The following is a 14,656-nucleotide window of genomic DNA, read 5'->3' on the forward strand; positions in this document are numbered from 1 at the left end:
AAAATCAGAAAACTCTTCTTCGTTATATCCACCAGTTCCTCCGCTATACGTTTTTTGATATTGTTTTTGTTGATTTGCTTTTTCATATTCTTCAGAATGCTGCCAATGCTCGCCATATTGATCATACTTTTTGCGGTTTTCAGCGTTACTTAAGACCTCATTAGCCTCATTGATTTCTTTGAATTTTTTTTCAGCAATTTTATCATTGGGATTTAAATCTGGATGATATTTACGCGCTAATTTTCTATAAGCTTTTTTAATAGCACTTTCAGAAGCACTTTTTGGAACTCCTAATATTTTATAATAATCTATAAAAGCCATAAAGTCATATATTTAGTTAGAAAGTTACTCCTCTTAAAGGAGAAAAAAAATGATTTAAATCATTTGGTGTATTTATACTAAAATTTTCCCATCTGCCATTTGTATAATACGATCGGTTTTATTGGCAAAATCCTCATCATGGGTCACAATTAAAAGCGATAACCCTTGTTCATCACTTAACTGTTTGAAGATATTGAAAACGTTTTCAGCGTTATAACTATCTAAATTTCCCGTTGGCTCATCGCCCATAATTATTGATGGATTATTAATAAGGGCCCTTGCTATTGCGATACGTTGTTTTTCACCTCCAGAAACTCTAGATGCTCGCTTTTTTGCAAGCTGCTCTATGTTTAGCATTTTTAATTTTTCAAAAGCATCATGTTCTATTTCTTGATGTGATTTTTCAGCTAGCTTTTTTGCAGGAAGCATAACATTTTCTAAAACCGAAAATTCTGATAATAAATAATGAAATTGAAATACAAATCCAATATGTTTATTTCTAATATTTGAAAGATGATTACTGCTTTGATTAGTTATCAATTTATTATTTAAAAGAAGCTCACCTTCATAATCGGTATCCATCGTTGATAAAATGTAGAGTAAGGTTGATTTTCCGCAACCAGACTTTCCCATTATTGAGGCAAATTCTCCTTTTTTTATTTGAAAATTGATATCCTTCAAAACATGAAACAACACAGGCTTTTTAAAATACTTATTTATATGTTTTGCTTCTAGTACAACACTCATTTTATTGGCCTCTAATAATTGTTACTGGATCTATTTTTCTTGCTTTTTTTGATGGTAAATACCCCGCTAAAAAGGTAGACAACATCGCAAAGGAAAAACCTATGATAAAAAATAACGGATTTAAGTTTATTGGATACGTTTCAACTGTTGGTAAGGCCGCCGTTTTAAATGGAATGGTATCAATGACACTCACTAAACCATAACCAATTAATAAACCTAAAACACCACCTACAAAACCAATGATCATCGCTTGACTCATAAAAATGAGTTGCACATCTTTTCCTGAAAATCCAGTAGCTTTTAAAATCGCTATATCATTCATTTTTTCATAAATAAGCATATTTAGAATATTGTAAATTCCAAACCCAGCCACAATAAGAAGTGTGATTGAAACGGCATAGGTAATAAGATTTCTTATTGTTGTTCCAGTTTCAAATTGAGCATTGGCCGTTTTAATATCAATAGCTGTTAAATTGAACTGGTGCTCAATTTTTTTTGATAGAGGTACCGCTTGCTCTATATCATATAGCTTAATATTAATGTCTGTAATATAGTTTTTTGGCTTTCCTAAAATATGCTGTATGGTTTTTACATTCGTAAAGCTTTGTATAGCGTCTAAATCGGCAACGCCACTTTGATAAAAACCAACTATTTTTAAAGGAAAAATACCACCGCTAATGGGGCTTACCTGTACTCGGTCGCCAACTTTTAAAGACATTTTCTTTGCAATACCAATACCTAATAAAATACCATTATCTATATTCTGTAATGCCTCTGCTGAGCCCTCAACAATATAGTCACCCATGTTAAATAACCGTGCTTCCTCATTAGGGTTAATACCTGTTATATTGCCACCTAATTCAATAGAACCTGCTAAGTAAAAGATTTGAGTTTTTACCTGCGGAAGTGCACCGCGAACGTTTTTATTTTCTTCTAAATAAGTAATAATTGGCAGTGCATTATGAATTTTGTTTTGAGTTAATTTTGGTTTTATAGAATGCACAACATGAAAACTTTCTGTTACATTATCATATAAAGATACAGGCTGATTTGTTGAAGGTTTTATCTCATTATAAACATGAATATGAGGGGTTTGGTTGAGAATTAAATTATCTAGCATAGCGTTTAATCCCGTCATAAAACACACCAAAGTTATGTAAGCTCCAATACCAAAAGTGACACCAAGCGCAGCGGTAGATGTTTGCTTTATTTTAGTCAGCAAATGCGTTTTGGCAATGTTTAATATCACTTTCCAATTCGTCATTATTCAGGTTTATAAATTTGTGTGTCTTTGGTGATTCCAGATAAAACTTCAATGTATTCCATGTTTTGTAAACCTGTTTTAATGGATGTTATTCCGTCATCTGTTTTTACTTTATCTCCTTCTATCAAGTACTCTTTTGGAATGGTTAATACATTCTCCTTTTTTGCTATAATAATATTGGCTTCACCAGAAAGTCCAGGATATAAAATATGCGGTGGGTTTTCAAAAACAGCTTCTATTTTAAAGGTTTGATTGCGTTCATCTTTTTTAGGATAAATCTTTGATACTTTTCCTTTAAAAACTTGACCATCATAAGCATCTAAATGTATAATAACATCTTGATCTTTGGAGATACAAACAATATCTACTTCATCAACAAGCATATTAATCACAAAATTAGTAGCACTTCCAATAGAAGCTAGCGGTTCTAGCGTGGTTACAATTTCTCCAGGTTCTTTATACAACGCATAAACTTTACCGTTAATATTACTTTTAACTACAAAATCTTTAGTGTTTATTACCGCTGTTTGATACTTGTTTTTTGCTTGTTTTACAGCGGTATGCAGTTCGTTTTTGGTACTATTATATTTATTCTGTAAAAGGTTTAAACCGTTTGAAGCTAGCTCATAAGTAAGTTTTCTGGTTTCATATTCTACTTTTGAACCTATATGTTGAGCCCAAAGGGTTTTTTGCCTGAAATAATTTAAAGAGTCGTTTTTATATTTAAGCTTGGCCGCGGTTATTTCTTCAAGAATACTGTTTAGAACAGCAGCGTTACCGTTATAGTTTTCTTCTGCCAAATTTAAAGTGAATTTAGCATTTTGCGCATTGAGTTTAGGTGTGCTATTGATAATTTGAATAAGCGTTGCGTCTTTTAAAATGACATCGCCTTCTTCGACTAAATTTTTATCTAAAATACCCGCTACAATGGCATAAGCCTGATATAAACTATCTGGTTGAATGGTTACTGAAGAATAAACAGATTCTGTTAAATTTCTTTCCGTTGGCAGTATTCTATCCTCATTATTAAAACAGGAGAATAGGATAAAAAAGAGCACTAAATACCTGAAAAATTTCATAATCAATATGCTAGTTTTGCCTGCAGCAATAAGTATTCGTTTAAATTAACACTGTCAATAGCACCAACAAGTTTCGTGTTTTCTAAAACAGGAAAAAACGGGTGTTTGTTACTATATGTTAATTTGTATATGTCATCAAGATTATCAGTACTATTAACTGTTTTGAAATTTGTATTCATAATATCTTTAACCAATATATTTTTATTGGAATTATCTATAATATCTTGATGATATAGTAAGCCTTTGATAATATTATTTTTGACTATTACAAAGCTATTTTCGGTACTCGATATCAATTTGTTTACTACCAAATCTATAGAATCTTCAGGACTAAAAGTTGTTATATTTAACATCATAGCTTCTTCCACACTATGCCCTTTAAGTAATTCCAAATGTTGTACCATTTGGTTTTCACCATATGCTCCAATAAATATAAATAGTGCTATTAAAATCAGGAAAGGGTTATACAATAAGCCTATTAATAAGAAGAAAACTGCTATAACCTGTCCAACACTAGAAGCTATTTGAGTTGCTTTTACACGTTTCATTTTCATGGCAAGTAAGGCTCTTAAAATGCGACCACCATCCATTGGAAATGCTGGTATAATATTAAAAACCACTAAACCTACATTCACTACAAATAAAAGGAATAAAAAATTTTGCCAAGTGAAACTCATTAAGACCTCAAAAGTTTCCGTGAAATTTAAATATATAAATTCATTTACGGGTACAATGAAATAAAGTAATATAGCTATAATAACATTTACCAAAGGACCTGCTAGCGTTACTAAAAACTCTTGTTTGGGTGATTCTGGAATGCGCTCTAAACTGGCCATACCACCAATAGGGAGTAAGGTGATTTTTTTAGTGTCTATACCAAAACGTTTTGCGGTTAGTGCATGCCCTAATTCATGTAATACAACACATAGAAAAGCAGCTAGAACCAATGCAACATTAAACAAAATACTTTCGTTAGTTCCGCCACGTTTTAACTCACTAAAAACAATCCAAGCTATTAAGAAAAAGAATGTCCAGTGCACCTTAATTTTAATTCCAGAAACACTTCCTAAATTTATATTTGCTTTCATTTTATAGATTTAATAACCCATTTATTATTCTCGTTAAGTGTAGCAAATAAATCATCTGAAATAAGCTTCGATGTTATTTTTGGAGGCTTTTTAAGGAATTTTTCATCTAAAACGACATTAACACCTTTGGGATTTAAATAATTTTTAATCATTCCATTAGTGTCTATGATCACTTCATAATATCTATAATTCACCACATTTTTACCTAGTACATCATTTTCGCCAAGTTCTTTTTTGATTAATTGTAATGCAATGGTTTTATTTTTATTAAAATTTGAAGCATTTAAGAATTTTGTTTCTATAACTTTTTCACCTGTTTTATCGATATATCCAAAATACAGAATACTCTCTTTTTTTTCTGAAATTAAGCATCTGTCATTATTAAATTCAGGGTAATGGCCATAATCGGTTTCAGTTAAAACCAAGTCATCTCTAAAATTTATAAGAATAGCACCTTTATCATTTATAAACCCCCACGAATTGTCTTTTTTAATGGCTGCAACACCATCATTAAAAGGGGCTATAAAATCTAGTTCTTCAAGTGTTTGAGCTAGCGTAAAAACAGGTAGTAATAGCAGTGTAATTAGTGCCTTTTTCATGATCAAATATTTTATAATTGTAATCTAAAGTAGGGTGTTTAAATTTATTATAAAATGATATTCATCATTCTAAAGTCATACTCAGTTGGTATGGGTTAGCTGGATTTTATAACATTGATAATATCGTTTTTTTGGAGTACTCCAGATTGTCTCCAAACTTGTTCTCCATTTTTAAAAAGTATCATTGTGGGAACACCTCTAACTTGATATTTCGCTGCTAGGTGTTGATTTTTGTCTACATCAATTTTTATGATTTTTATCCCATCTTCAAGGTCTTTTTTTACTTCTTTTAAAATAGGAGCCAACATCTTACACGGGCCACACCAGTCGGCATAAAAATCGACTAGAACAGCTTGTTTTGTATTAATTAGTATACTAAAGTTATCTTTCATGTGTTTAGTCTATTATTTTTTTAATTCTAATTCTAATTTTGCAAGCATAATTAATTCCGATTTATTTAATCCCGAAAACGACGCTGCAATAGCATGTCCTGTTCTTAATATTAATTTTTTAATATTGGCCGTAAATAAGTGTGGTTGTTCATTTTTATAATTTATAAACGCGTTGTAGCACGCTTTAGGATCTAGATTTTCTTCTTCATTCAACCAATCAAAAATAATTTCTATTTGGTATGCCGCATCGGTATTGAAAGTATCCTCAATAACATCGACTTCCAACCAATATGTTTTCACTAATTCTTTTAACTTATCAAACTCCACGTCCCGCACATGCTTGTCTGCTGCTGCAATGGCATAGAACAACTTACCTAGGTTTTGGTAAAATTTTAGAGTCATTTTCTTTTTTGTTTTCATAGTCATCTAAATTTGAAATATTAAAGTTACGTACTTAATATTTTATTTTATATGATATAAATCAGTATTGTTAATGACAATTTTTTCGTACTTTTATGTGCTATTTACATACGGTTTTTTATGTTTCCACAAGACAAAAAAATATTTAATATTCTTTTAGAAATCGTTTCTGAAGCTGTTATTATTGTTGATAATAACCAAAAAATTGTGGAGGTTAATACAGCTTCCGTTCCTGTTTTTGGGTATAGAAAAAAGGAAATGATAAGCAGGAATCTAAACTTGCTTATTCCATCAAATTACCATGATAGCATTTCAAAGTATTTTAAAAAATTTGTTGAAAGAGGTAAACGCCGGAAATTGGGAGAAGCTACAGATATTTATGGCTTAAAAAAAGACGGTACTATTTTTCCAACAGAGATTGAATTAAATCCCTTTACCATCAGCAATAGATCATACGTTATGGCTCTGGTTAAGGATGTTTCTGAAAAGAAACAGATTGAGAAAACCCTCATGTTGCGTACCCAAGCTTTGCAATCTGCAAACAACGGCATTATTATAACAAATGCTTTAAAACATGATAATCCGGTTATCTATTATAATTCTGCATTTCAAAAACTTACAGGGTATTCTGACGCAGAAATAATTAATCATAATTGCAGGTTTTTACAAGGTAAAGACAGAGACCAAAAACCTCTTAAATATCTTAGGGATTCCATAAGAAAAGGGGAGAGCTGTCAAGCAACACTTCGTAATTATAAGAAAGATGGTACGATGTTTTGGAATGATTTATATATTTTTCCTATAACCAATACTAGGGGCACCGTCACAAATTTTATTGGTATACAGAATGACGTGACTCAAAGAATAAAAATTGAAGGAGAACGACTTCATTTATCAACAATTTTCGACAAATCTTTAAATGAAATTCATGTTTTTGATGCCAAAACCTTAAACTATATTAATGTTAATTTTGGTGCCCGAAAGAATCTTGGGTATACTATGGAAGAATTAGCTAACATGACTCCCATAGACATAACACCTTATGCGGATGAAATTGAGTTAAGAAAGACTATCGATGTTTTACTTAATATGAATGTTGAAAAACTAAAACTTGAATCAGTACATAGACGTAAAGATGGAACAACATACCCGGTAGAAGTCCATCTACAACTATCCAATTTGGGTGATAAAGAAGTTTTCGTTGCCATTATTTTAGATATTACAGAACGAAAAAATTACACCACAAAACTTGAAAATAAAGTAGAAGAAAGAACGCAACAACTTAAAATTGCGCTAAGTAAAGAAAGAGAGCTCAATGAGCTAAAAACGAAATTTTTATCTTTAGTCTCACACGAATTTAAAACACCTTTAAGTGGTATTTCAACTTCTAGCCAGCTACTTAGTAAATACCGATTAACCGAACAACAAGGTAAGCGCGATAAACATATAAAAACGATAACCGATAAAGTTCACTTTTTAGATAATATTCTAAACGATTTTTTATCAATAGAAAAATTAGAAACTGGAAAAATAAACTATATGTTTAGTCATTTTAAACTTAGTAAGGTTGTTAATGAAGTGGTTTATAATTCTAATATGCTTTTAAAAGAAGGACAGCAAATAAACTATCCGGAAAATATTGATGATTTGTCGCTCTATCAAGACGAAAAAATCATTCAATTAATATTCTCAAATTTATTGCATAATGCCATTAAATATTCTCCTGAGGGTACCACTATAGATTTACAAATTAAGCAAGACAGCACGGATACTTGGCTCTTAATAAAAGATCAAGGCATGGGTATTCCAAAAAAAGATCAAACAAGTATTTTTGAACGGTATTTTAGAGCAGAAAATGCCATGAATATTCAAGGTACAGGTATTGGGTTAAATATTGCTAAAAACCATATGGAAAACTTAGGAGGGACTATATCTTTTGAGAGTAAAGAACATATAGGTTCAACTTTTATTATAACATTTCCTAATATAGCAGCACAATGAAAACAGTTTTACTTATAGAAGATGACACGGTTTTAAGAGAAAACACGGCAGAACTCCTGGAATTATCTGGTTATAACCCTATAACAGCTTCAAATGGAAAAACAGGTGTTGCATTAGCCAAAAAGCATCAACCTCATGTTATTATTTGCGATATTATGATGCCCGAACTAGATGGCTATTCCGCCCTTAAAATACTTTCTAAAAGTAAACTCACAAAGTACATACCTTTTATTTTTTTATCAGCTAAAACGGAGCTTAGCGATGTTAGAAAAGGTATGAATTTAGGTGCAGACGATTATATTACCAAACCCTTTTCAGAAGATGATCTTATAAGTGCTATTGAAAGCCGTTTAGCAAAAGTGTCCATTTTGGAAGAATGGAATCAGAGTCAAGAAAGTACTCCAATTTTACCAGTTGAAGATGAAATAAAAACACTTAACGATTTAAAGATTTTCTTTGATGATTATGGTACTGAATTCGCGTTTAAAACAGAAGACGTTATTTATCATGAAGGTGATCATTCTAATTATATTTATCTAATTAGTGCTGGCGCTGTAAAATGTTATAGAATAGATGAACAAGGAAAAGAATTGGTAACTGCATTATATAAAGAAGACGATTTATTTGGTTACACATCATTTACGCATAATACACCACACCAGGAAACAGCAACAGCTATAGCAGACACTAAACTGTTAGGGGTTTCCATTATAGAATTTAATGAGATACTAAGTAAAAACCATAAAGTTCTTTTTGAACTTATAGACCTTTTAACAGATGATTTATCTGTGGTTAAAGAACAGCTTTTGCATATGGCTTATGGTACGGTTAATAAAAAAACGGCAGCTACTATTTTAAAATTTGCAGAAAAAATAAACCGTAAACCAGACGACCCCATAAAAATTTCCAGAAACGATCTTGCCAGTGTTGCAGGAATTGCGACAGAAACATTTATAAGGGCGCTAACCGAGTTTAAAAATCAAGGTATTATAAAAGCAGAAGGTAGAAATATTAAGGTAGTAGATATGGGAAAATTAAAAAGCATCATTTAGTTGCCGCTTTCATTAAAGCAAAGTGATTAATATCATTTTGTGTTTAACAACTTCACTTTAAATTGCTAAATATAAAGATGTAGTTTGATGAGAAATATATTATTACCTACCGACTTTTCTGAAAATTCATGGAATGCCATTAAATATGCTATTCGTTTTTTTGAAAAAGAAACCTGCAATTTTTATTTACTCCATGTAAGCAGATTAAGCCATGCTATTTTGAACGATTCTACTTATATGGATACTCCAGATGTTTTAGTAGATGTGGACACCAAACCAGTAAAAAAAGAACTTCGAAATATTTTAAAGCGTATTGCGAAAGGTTTCTTGCCCAATAAAAAGCATAGATTTTATACCCTTTTTGATTATAATTTCTTTATTGAATCGGTAAGAAAACATGTCGAAGAGAAAAAGATAGATTTTATCGTTATGGGTACTAAAGGTGCTTCAGGTTTAAAAGAAATTATTGTTGGCAGCAATACTGGCGATGTTATTACCAAAGTAAAATGTACCACCTTAGTTATCCCGGAAGACGCTAAACTAGTTAAGCTAAAAGAAATAGCGTTTCCCTCCGATTTTTCGCTAAGCTATAATATCGAAATACTAGATCCGCTTTATGAACTTTTAGAAAAATGTAAATCAACATTACGAATCCTTCACATAAGTAAAAGGAAAGACAATTTGAATAGCAACCAAAATAAAAGTAAAGAATTATTAGAGGATTATTTTAGTCCTTTACCTCATAGTTTTCATTATTTAACCAATAAAAAAGTAGAAGATGCCGTGCAATATTTTATAGAAAATAGAAATATAAATATGATTTGTATGGTAGCAAAAAACCTTAATTATTTCCAACACATCTTATTTCATTCAAAAGTTGAAGCCATAAGTTATAACACTAAAACACCTTTTTTAGTACTACACGAAAAAACATAATAGATCATGGATAATTCAATATTTTTAGCAAAGTTTTGGGGATGGTATCTCATCATATTTTTTTTAATATTAAGTTTAAATCCCAAGCGCATTAAACAAATTTTTAATGATTTAAATGATGAAAAATTTTTAATTGTCACATCTTTTGTTGCCATTATTGTGGGTTTACTTAATATTTTATTCCATAATATTTGGGAACCAAACTGGAAACTTATAATTACCCTTATTGGGTGGGTGTCGCTCTTTATAGGTTTATCGTTATTTATATTCCCAGCTCGGACTATCACAATATTAAAGTTTATTAATATTAAACTGGTACAAGTGATTTATACCTTGTTGTTTTTTACAGGTTTGTTTTTACTAAATGTTGTTTATGAAATTATACCCATATAATTTTTTCTAAACTGATGGATATCATTTTAAATTTAAAAATATCTATCTAAGTTAGCATCATATTTAAAACGTTCTTTCACATAATTAAAAAAAATATAGGTAGCGTTGTTGCAAAATGATGATACCGAAACAAAGTGTTTGAAGCAATTATTTGGCAAGAAAACCTCAATATGATCTTTAGCGATAAAGGTGTGTTGTAGAAAACGGAAAGCTCAATGATAACATTAAATACTTTGGAAAAGCAGGAAGTTTCGGCTTCCTGCTTTTAAAAAGCATAGGTAGCGTTGTTGCGAAATGATGATACCGAAACAAAGTGTTTGAAGCAATTATTTGGCTAGGAAACTTCAATACGATCTTTAGCGATAAAGGGGTGTTGCAGAAAACGGAAAGCTCAATGATAACATTAAATACTTTGGAAAAGCAGGAGGTTTAAATCTCCTGCTTTTTATAAAAAACCAGAGCTTTGCATTGCAAAATGTTTAGTGCGGTATAGAGATGTTTGGAGGTATTGATTATCTGTAGATTTAATATCGCTTTTGTTAGGCATATTAATGACTAGGAGACGTTAGTTAATGACATCAAACATTTCAAAAAAGAAACAGGAAGTTTAGGCTTCCTGTTTCTTATTAAAAGTGTGGCTATTAATCGATCCACAGACTTCATAATGTGGACTAAAAAAGGGAATGTTTTATAAACAGTCCCTTTTTTTTGTAATCCCTTTTATGACTTAATGTTTGTGTCTTTTGAGTTTTATTCCAAACGATAAATCTCCAGCATCGCCAAGACCGGGGACAATATAAGATTTCTTGTTTAGTACATCATCTATTGTAGCAATCCATAAATGAGTGTTTTCAGGAAATATAGAACTCACATAATCAACTCCTGATTTTGATCCAATTACAGAAACAATATGTATCTGCTTTGGTTTTTCATGATTTTTTAAAGCGTTAAAAACATTTTCTAGAGTTTTACCCGTCGCTAACATCGGGTCTATAAGTATCAGTATTTTGTTGTCTAAATTTGGTGCTGCCAAATACTCTATGACTATTTCAAAAGTTTCTGGATTCTCATTACGTTGTCTATAAGCTGAAATAAATCCATTTTCAGAGTTATCAAAAATGTTCAGTAAGCCTTGATGCAAAGGTAATCCAGCTCTTAAAATGGCACATAGTACTAATTTATCGATAGGCAGGTTAATCATTTTTTTACCTAGGGGTGTAGTAATTGTTTGGGGTTTATAAGTTAGTGTTCTACTAAGTTCATAACCCAAAATTTCGCCTATACGTTCTATGTTTTTTCTAAAACGCATCATATCCTTTTGAATATGCACATCTCTTAATTCAGCTATAAACTGATTCAGAATGGACTTTTTATTACTAAAATCATGTACTATCATGTCCTCTAAAATTTAAGGTCTTTAATAGTGTAGTCATCACATATAAAAAAACAAGACAACCTTATTTTAGATATTTAGTTGAAAGGTCGTATTGGCTTTTTCTAGCAATGTAACAACTTCATTATCCTTAATCGGATCGAAATTTTTATAAAACTGGCCAACAGCACGAAAGTTTTCAGGAACAAGTAAACAAATAGTATCGTTTACGTAAGGTATATTCTTTATTTTTTCAATAACCGAAGGTGGTCCAACGGGTAATGCTACAATAATCTGAGAAGGTTTTTGTTTTTCAATTAGTTTTATGCTCGACATGAGGGTATTGCCGGTAGCGACACCATCATCAACCACAATAACTATTTTATTCTTAAAACTAATAGGTTTTCTTGTGTCATAGTAGCCATCTTGTCTTTCTTTTAAAATGGTACGAATACGACTGGTTTCTTCTTCAATGTACATGCGGGATATATCATTGGCAGCATCGCTTAAAATTCTATCGGTTAGCGTTACCGCTCCTATGGCGAATTCTTTGTGCAATGGGTGTCCAATCTTTTTAGATAACACAAGCTCTAAGGGCAGGTGTAATCCTTTAGAAATAACATAACCAAGGGGGATGCCACCTCGAGGTATTGTTACAACTACCGCATCTTTATTATTGTGATAATTACTTAATTTTTTAACGAGTAATAATCCTGCATCTGTTCTATCTTTAAACATGATTTTCCTTTTTTGATCCCAAATACATGTTAAGCCAATGAACTGTTTGTTGTGCCACAATATCCAGTGCACCAGGCTCCTCAAATAAATGTGATGCACCTTTAACAATCTTTAATTCACAAATACCATTCATTTTGCTTTTGGCTTGTTCATTTAATATTAAAACATCCTTATCATGACCACCAACTATTAAAAGCGTTGGAGATTGTATTTTATCTAAAACGGGCATCGCAAGATCTGGTCTTCCGCCTCTAGACACAATAGTCTTAATCGTCTTACCTAAATATGATGCGGCTGCAAGGGCAGAAGCCGCTCCGGTACTTGCTCCAAAATAGGCTATGGGCAAGGCCTTGGTTTCTTTATTATTAATAATCCAATGCGTCGCTTTTAAAAGTCTTTCGGTAAGAAGTTCTATATCAAAACGGTTTTTATATTGGGAATCTTCTTGTGGCGTAAGTAAATCGAAAAGTAAACTAGAAAATCCTTGGGTTAATAAAAAATCGGCTACATAGTTGTTTCTTGTGCTTAGTCTGCTACTGCCGCTTCCATGAGAAAATAGAACAATCCCTTTGCTGTTTTCTGCACTGCGCAAATACCCTTTTAATTTTACTGAATTTACAGGGATTTCAATTTCTTTATTATAAATTTCTGTTTCCATAACTATAATACTTAAATCATTTTTTAACCAACGGTCATGCCTCCGTCAATAATGTGCGTGATTCCAGTTATATATGTGCTTGTATCAGAAGCAAGAAATAATACAGATTGTGCAATCTCTTCGGGTTCGGCATATCTTTTAAAAAGGATGTCTTTTTCAAAATCTTTTTTTACATCCTCAGCATGACTTGGTGAAATGCTTTCTTCAATGGCACGCATCATTCTGGTATTAACAGGTCCGGGGTGAATGGTATTCACTCTAATTTTACGTTCGGAAAACTCTATGGCTGCTACCCTCATAATACCAACAATAGCATGTTTACTTGCCACGTAACCGCCGAGTCCAGAAAATCCTTTTAATCCAGCTACCGATGATGTAATTATGACACTTCCACCATCATTCATTTTTGGAATAACATATTTACAGCCAAACCAAACCCCTTTTAAATTTATGTCTATAACATTTTCAAAATCGGCATTTGGGTAGTCTTTAATTGGTTCTACAGAACCTTCTATTCCTGCATTATTAAAAAAGACATCAATACCTCCAAATTTTGATAGTGTTGCCTTCGTATAGTTTTGTACGTCTTCAGCTTTTGAGACGTCAGCATTACAATATGCCAAATTCTCACTGTTTAATTCTTTAGCAGTGGCTTTTAGTTTGTCTTCTCCTCTGGCCACCAACATGACTTTGGCGCCTTCGGCTAAAAATAGTTTTGCGGTTGCTTTACCAATACCTCCAGAGCCACCTGTAATAAGTATCACTTTGTTTTCTAAAGTTTTCATGCCGTTCTTTTTAAAGATTAAAACATAACATTTTGATAAATCATCGATTTAAGATTTTTAGGAAGTTCCGTTCTTAAATCTTCTAATTCTCCTAAAGAAATGTATTTTCTTAGCAGTATAAATGTCGTGTCGATATAATTTTCAGCCAATTCGTCCGATCCAAAATCATGAATGGACGTAACACCATCATATTTTCTTATTAAATCAATAAACTCGGTCATTGTTTTAATTTTTTCTTTTTTATGACTTGTCCAACCATTTACATAAACAGCTTTTAAAAACATGGGGAATTGTGCAATAAGTTGCAAAGATTCTTGTGGGGAAATGACATCTCTTAAAGCGTGTAAAATTGAAGACAGGATACGACCAGCTTTTTCTTTGTCGTTATCTAAATTCATTTCTTTAGTGTATTTTTTTAAAAATGCATTTGCTTCTGCTGCAAATTGATTGAAATTAAGTGCCATAACAGTTTGTTTTTAGTTTCAATATAAATATGCAAACTACTTGGGTTTTACCAAATGATATATATCAGTGCAGTATGTCGGAATTATTGAAATGTACCAATCTGATATATATCATTGTAATTGTGTGTTTTAGTATTTAAATTTAGTCGTAAACAATTTATGACCATGAGAAAAATACTGATTCCTACCGATTTTTCTGAGAACGCAATGAATGCCATTCATTACGCCATAAAACTTTTTAAATACGAAAAATGCGACTATTACATTATGCATGCCTATCAGGACGATATATATGCCGATGAAGATTTACTGGAAAAAGAGACTTTGGAGGAAATCACAAGGCGCAC

The 14,656-nt window shown here is 31.7% G+C and carries 18 protein-coding genes; 5 read left to right on the top strand and 13 right to left on the bottom strand.

Annotation, left to right across the window (positions count from 1 at the left end; genetic code table 11):
* From QZ260_RS11395 to QZ260_RS11430, 8 genes are all read right to left on the bottom strand, one after another.
* On the bottom strand, positions 1–321 hold a 321-nt coding region (locus QZ260_RS11395; RefSeq protein ID WP_295986317.1), incomplete at its 3' end, for a DnaJ domain-containing protein.
* A 72-nt stretch (positions 322–393) separates the two neighbouring features.
* On the bottom strand, positions 394–1,068 hold the full coding sequence (locus tag QZ260_RS11400; RefSeq protein WP_295986320.1) for an ABC transporter ATP-binding protein: 675 nt from the start codon (positions 1,066–1,068) through the stop codon (positions 394–396).
* Between the two features lies 1 nt (position 1,069).
* Complete coding sequence (locus QZ260_RS11405) at positions 1,070–2,332, bottom strand: FtsX-like permease family protein (protein WP_295986322.1); 1,263 nt, start codon at positions 2,330–2,332, stop codon at positions 1,070–1,072.
* On the bottom strand, positions 2,332–3,411 hold the full coding sequence (locus tag QZ260_RS11410; protein WP_295986324.1) for an efflux RND transporter periplasmic adaptor subunit: 1,080 nt from the start codon (positions 3,409–3,411) through the stop codon (positions 2,332–2,334). The genes QZ260_RS11405 and QZ260_RS11410 overlap by 1 nt, the downstream gene beginning before the upstream one ends.
* A 2-nt stretch (positions 3,412–3,413) precedes the next feature.
* Entirely contained in the window at positions 3,414–4,499 is a 1,086-nt protein-coding gene (locus QZ260_RS11415) for a site-2 protease family protein (RefSeq protein WP_295986328.1), read from the bottom strand.
* Positions 4,496–5,098 (bottom strand): WG repeat-containing protein, encoded by a 603-nt coding sequence (locus tag QZ260_RS11420; RefSeq protein ID WP_295986331.1) that lies wholly within the window; start codon positions 5,096–5,098, stop codon positions 4,496–4,498. The genes QZ260_RS11415 and QZ260_RS11420 overlap by 4 nt, the downstream gene beginning before the upstream one ends.
* 95 nt (positions 5,099–5,193) lie before the next feature.
* Positions 5,194–5,490 (bottom strand): thioredoxin, encoded by a 297-nt coding sequence (gene trxA / locus QZ260_RS11425; RefSeq protein ID WP_295986333.1) that lies wholly within the window; start codon positions 5,488–5,490, stop codon positions 5,194–5,196.
* 12 nt (positions 5,491–5,502) lie between these two features.
* Positions 5,503–5,910, bottom strand: a complete 408-nt coding sequence (locus tag QZ260_RS11430) for a hypothetical protein (protein ID WP_295986335.1) — start codon at positions 5,908–5,910, stop codon at positions 5,503–5,505.
* A gap of 120 nt (positions 5,911–6,030) precedes the next feature.
* Here QZ260_RS11430 and QZ260_RS11435 point away from each other — a divergent pair, with 120 nt between their 5' ends.
* From QZ260_RS11435 to QZ260_RS11450, 4 genes are all read left to right on the top strand, one after another.
* Positions 6,031–7,911, top strand: a complete 1,881-nt coding sequence (locus QZ260_RS11435) for a PAS domain S-box protein (RefSeq protein WP_295986337.1) — start codon at positions 6,031–6,033, stop codon at positions 7,909–7,911.
* The gene (locus QZ260_RS11440; RefSeq protein WP_295986339.1) at positions 7,908–8,963 is read left to right on the top strand and encodes a response regulator; all 1,056 of its coding nucleotides are present in this window, start codon (positions 7,908–7,910) and stop codon (positions 8,961–8,963) included. Before QZ260_RS11435 ends, QZ260_RS11440 begins: the two co-directional genes overlap by 4 nt.
* Positions 8,964–9,050: 87 nt before the next feature.
* Positions 9,051–9,899 (top strand): universal stress protein, encoded by an 849-nt coding sequence (locus QZ260_RS11445; RefSeq protein ID WP_295986341.1) that lies wholly within the window; start codon positions 9,051–9,053, stop codon positions 9,897–9,899.
* A gap of 6 nt (positions 9,900–9,905) precedes the next feature.
* Positions 9,906–10,292, top strand: coding sequence for a hypothetical protein (locus tag QZ260_RS11450; protein ID WP_295986344.1), 387 nt, complete (start codon positions 9,906–9,908; stop codon positions 10,290–10,292).
* A 727-nt stretch (positions 10,293–11,019) separates the two neighbouring features.
* Here the strand turns inward: QZ260_RS11450 and upp are convergent.
* From upp to QZ260_RS11475, 5 genes are all read right to left on the bottom strand, one after another.
* Entirely contained in the window at positions 11,020–11,688 is a 669-nt protein-coding gene (gene upp / locus QZ260_RS11455; RefSeq protein ID WP_295986346.1) for a uracil phosphoribosyltransferase, read from the bottom strand.
* Positions 11,689–11,754: 66 nt separating this feature from the next.
* Positions 11,755–12,402 carry a phosphoribosyltransferase family protein gene (locus QZ260_RS11460; protein ID WP_295986349.1) on the bottom strand — a complete coding sequence of 216 codons (648 nt, stop codon included), beginning with the start codon at positions 12,400–12,402 and terminating at the stop codon, positions 11,755–11,757.
* A complete protein-coding gene (locus QZ260_RS11465) occupies positions 12,395–13,060 on the bottom strand; it encodes an alpha/beta hydrolase (RefSeq protein WP_295986351.1) in 666 nt (221 codons plus the stop codon). Before QZ260_RS11465 ends, QZ260_RS11460 begins: the two co-directional genes overlap by 8 nt.
* A 23-nt stretch (positions 13,061–13,083) precedes the next feature.
* The gene (locus QZ260_RS11470; RefSeq protein ID WP_295986353.1) at positions 13,084–13,845 is read right to left on the bottom strand and encodes an SDR family oxidoreductase; all 762 of its coding nucleotides are present in this window, start codon (positions 13,843–13,845) and stop codon (positions 13,084–13,086) included.
* A 17-nt stretch (positions 13,846–13,862) separates the two neighbouring features.
* Positions 13,863–14,309 (bottom strand): DUF2267 domain-containing protein, encoded by a 447-nt coding sequence (locus QZ260_RS11475; RefSeq protein WP_295986355.1) that lies wholly within the window; start codon positions 14,307–14,309, stop codon positions 13,863–13,865.
* A 165-nt stretch (positions 14,310–14,474) separates the two neighbouring features.
* On the opposite strand from QZ260_RS11475, the gene QZ260_RS11480 reads away from it, so the two are divergent.
* A partial coding sequence (locus QZ260_RS11480; RefSeq protein WP_295986357.1) for a universal stress protein occupies positions 14,475–14,656 on the top strand: 182 nt, incomplete at its 3' end.

Source organism: uncultured Algibacter sp., from assembly GCF_905480415.1.
Classification (GTDB): domain Bacteria; phylum Bacteroidota; class Bacteroidia; order Flavobacteriales; family Flavobacteriaceae; genus Algibacter_B.

What these genes read in the sequence shown, in the direction of transcription:
- QZ260_RS11450 (WP_295986344.1), top strand. Translation starts at nt 9,906, where the DNA reads ATGGATAATTCAATATTTTTAGCAAAGTTTTGGGGATGGTATCTCATC.
- QZ260_RS11430 (WP_295986335.1), bottom strand. Translation starts at nt 5,910, where the DNA reads ATGAAAACAAAAAAGAAAATGACTCTAAAATTTTACCAAAACCTAGGT.
- QZ260_RS11435 (WP_295986337.1), top strand. Translation starts at nt 6,031, where the DNA reads ATGTTTCCACAAGACAAAAAAATATTTAATATTCTTTTAGAAATCGTT.
- QZ260_RS11445 (WP_295986341.1), top strand. Translation starts at nt 9,051, where the DNA reads ATGAGAAATATATTATTACCTACCGACTTTTCTGAAAATTCATGGAAT.
- QZ260_RS11415 (WP_295986328.1), bottom strand. Translation starts at nt 4,499, where the DNA reads ATGAAAGCAAATATAAATTTAGGAAGTGTTTCTGGAATTAAAATTAAG.
- QZ260_RS11465 (WP_295986351.1), bottom strand. Translation starts at nt 13,060, where the DNA reads ATGGAAACAGAAATTTATAATAAAGAAATTGAAATCCCTGTAAATTCA.
- QZ260_RS11475 (WP_295986355.1), bottom strand. Translation starts at nt 14,309, where the DNA reads ATGGCACTTAATTTCAATCAATTTGCAGCAGAAGCAAATGCATTTTTA.
- QZ260_RS11405 (WP_295986322.1), bottom strand. Translation starts at nt 2,332, where the DNA reads ATGACGAATTGGAAAGTGATATTAAACATTGCCAAAACGCATTTGCTG.
- trxA (WP_295986333.1), bottom strand. Translation starts at nt 5,490, where the DNA reads ATGAAAGATAACTTTAGTATACTAATTAATACAAAACAAGCTGTTCTA.
- QZ260_RS11470 (WP_295986353.1), bottom strand. Translation starts at nt 13,845, where the DNA reads ATGAAAACTTTAGAAAACAAAGTGATACTTATTACAGGTGGCTCTGGA.
- QZ260_RS11420 (WP_295986331.1), bottom strand. Translation starts at nt 5,098, where the DNA reads ATGAAAAAGGCACTAATTACACTGCTATTACTACCTGTTTTTACGCTA.
- QZ260_RS11410 (WP_295986324.1), bottom strand. Translation starts at nt 3,411, where the DNA reads ATGAAATTTTTCAGGTATTTAGTGCTCTTTTTTATCCTATTCTCCTGT.
- upp (WP_295986346.1), bottom strand. Translation starts at nt 11,688, where the DNA reads ATGATAGTACATGATTTTAGTAATAAAAAGTCCATTCTGAATCAGTTT.
- QZ260_RS11440 (WP_295986339.1), top strand. Translation starts at nt 7,908, where the DNA reads ATGAAAACAGTTTTACTTATAGAAGATGACACGGTTTTAAGAGAAAAC.
- QZ260_RS11460 (WP_295986349.1), bottom strand. Translation starts at nt 12,402, where the DNA reads ATGTTTAAAGATAGAACAGATGCAGGATTATTACTCGTTAAAAAATTA.
- QZ260_RS11400 (WP_295986320.1), bottom strand. Translation starts at nt 1,068, where the DNA reads ATGAGTGTTGTACTAGAAGCAAAACATATAAATAAGTATTTTAAAAAG.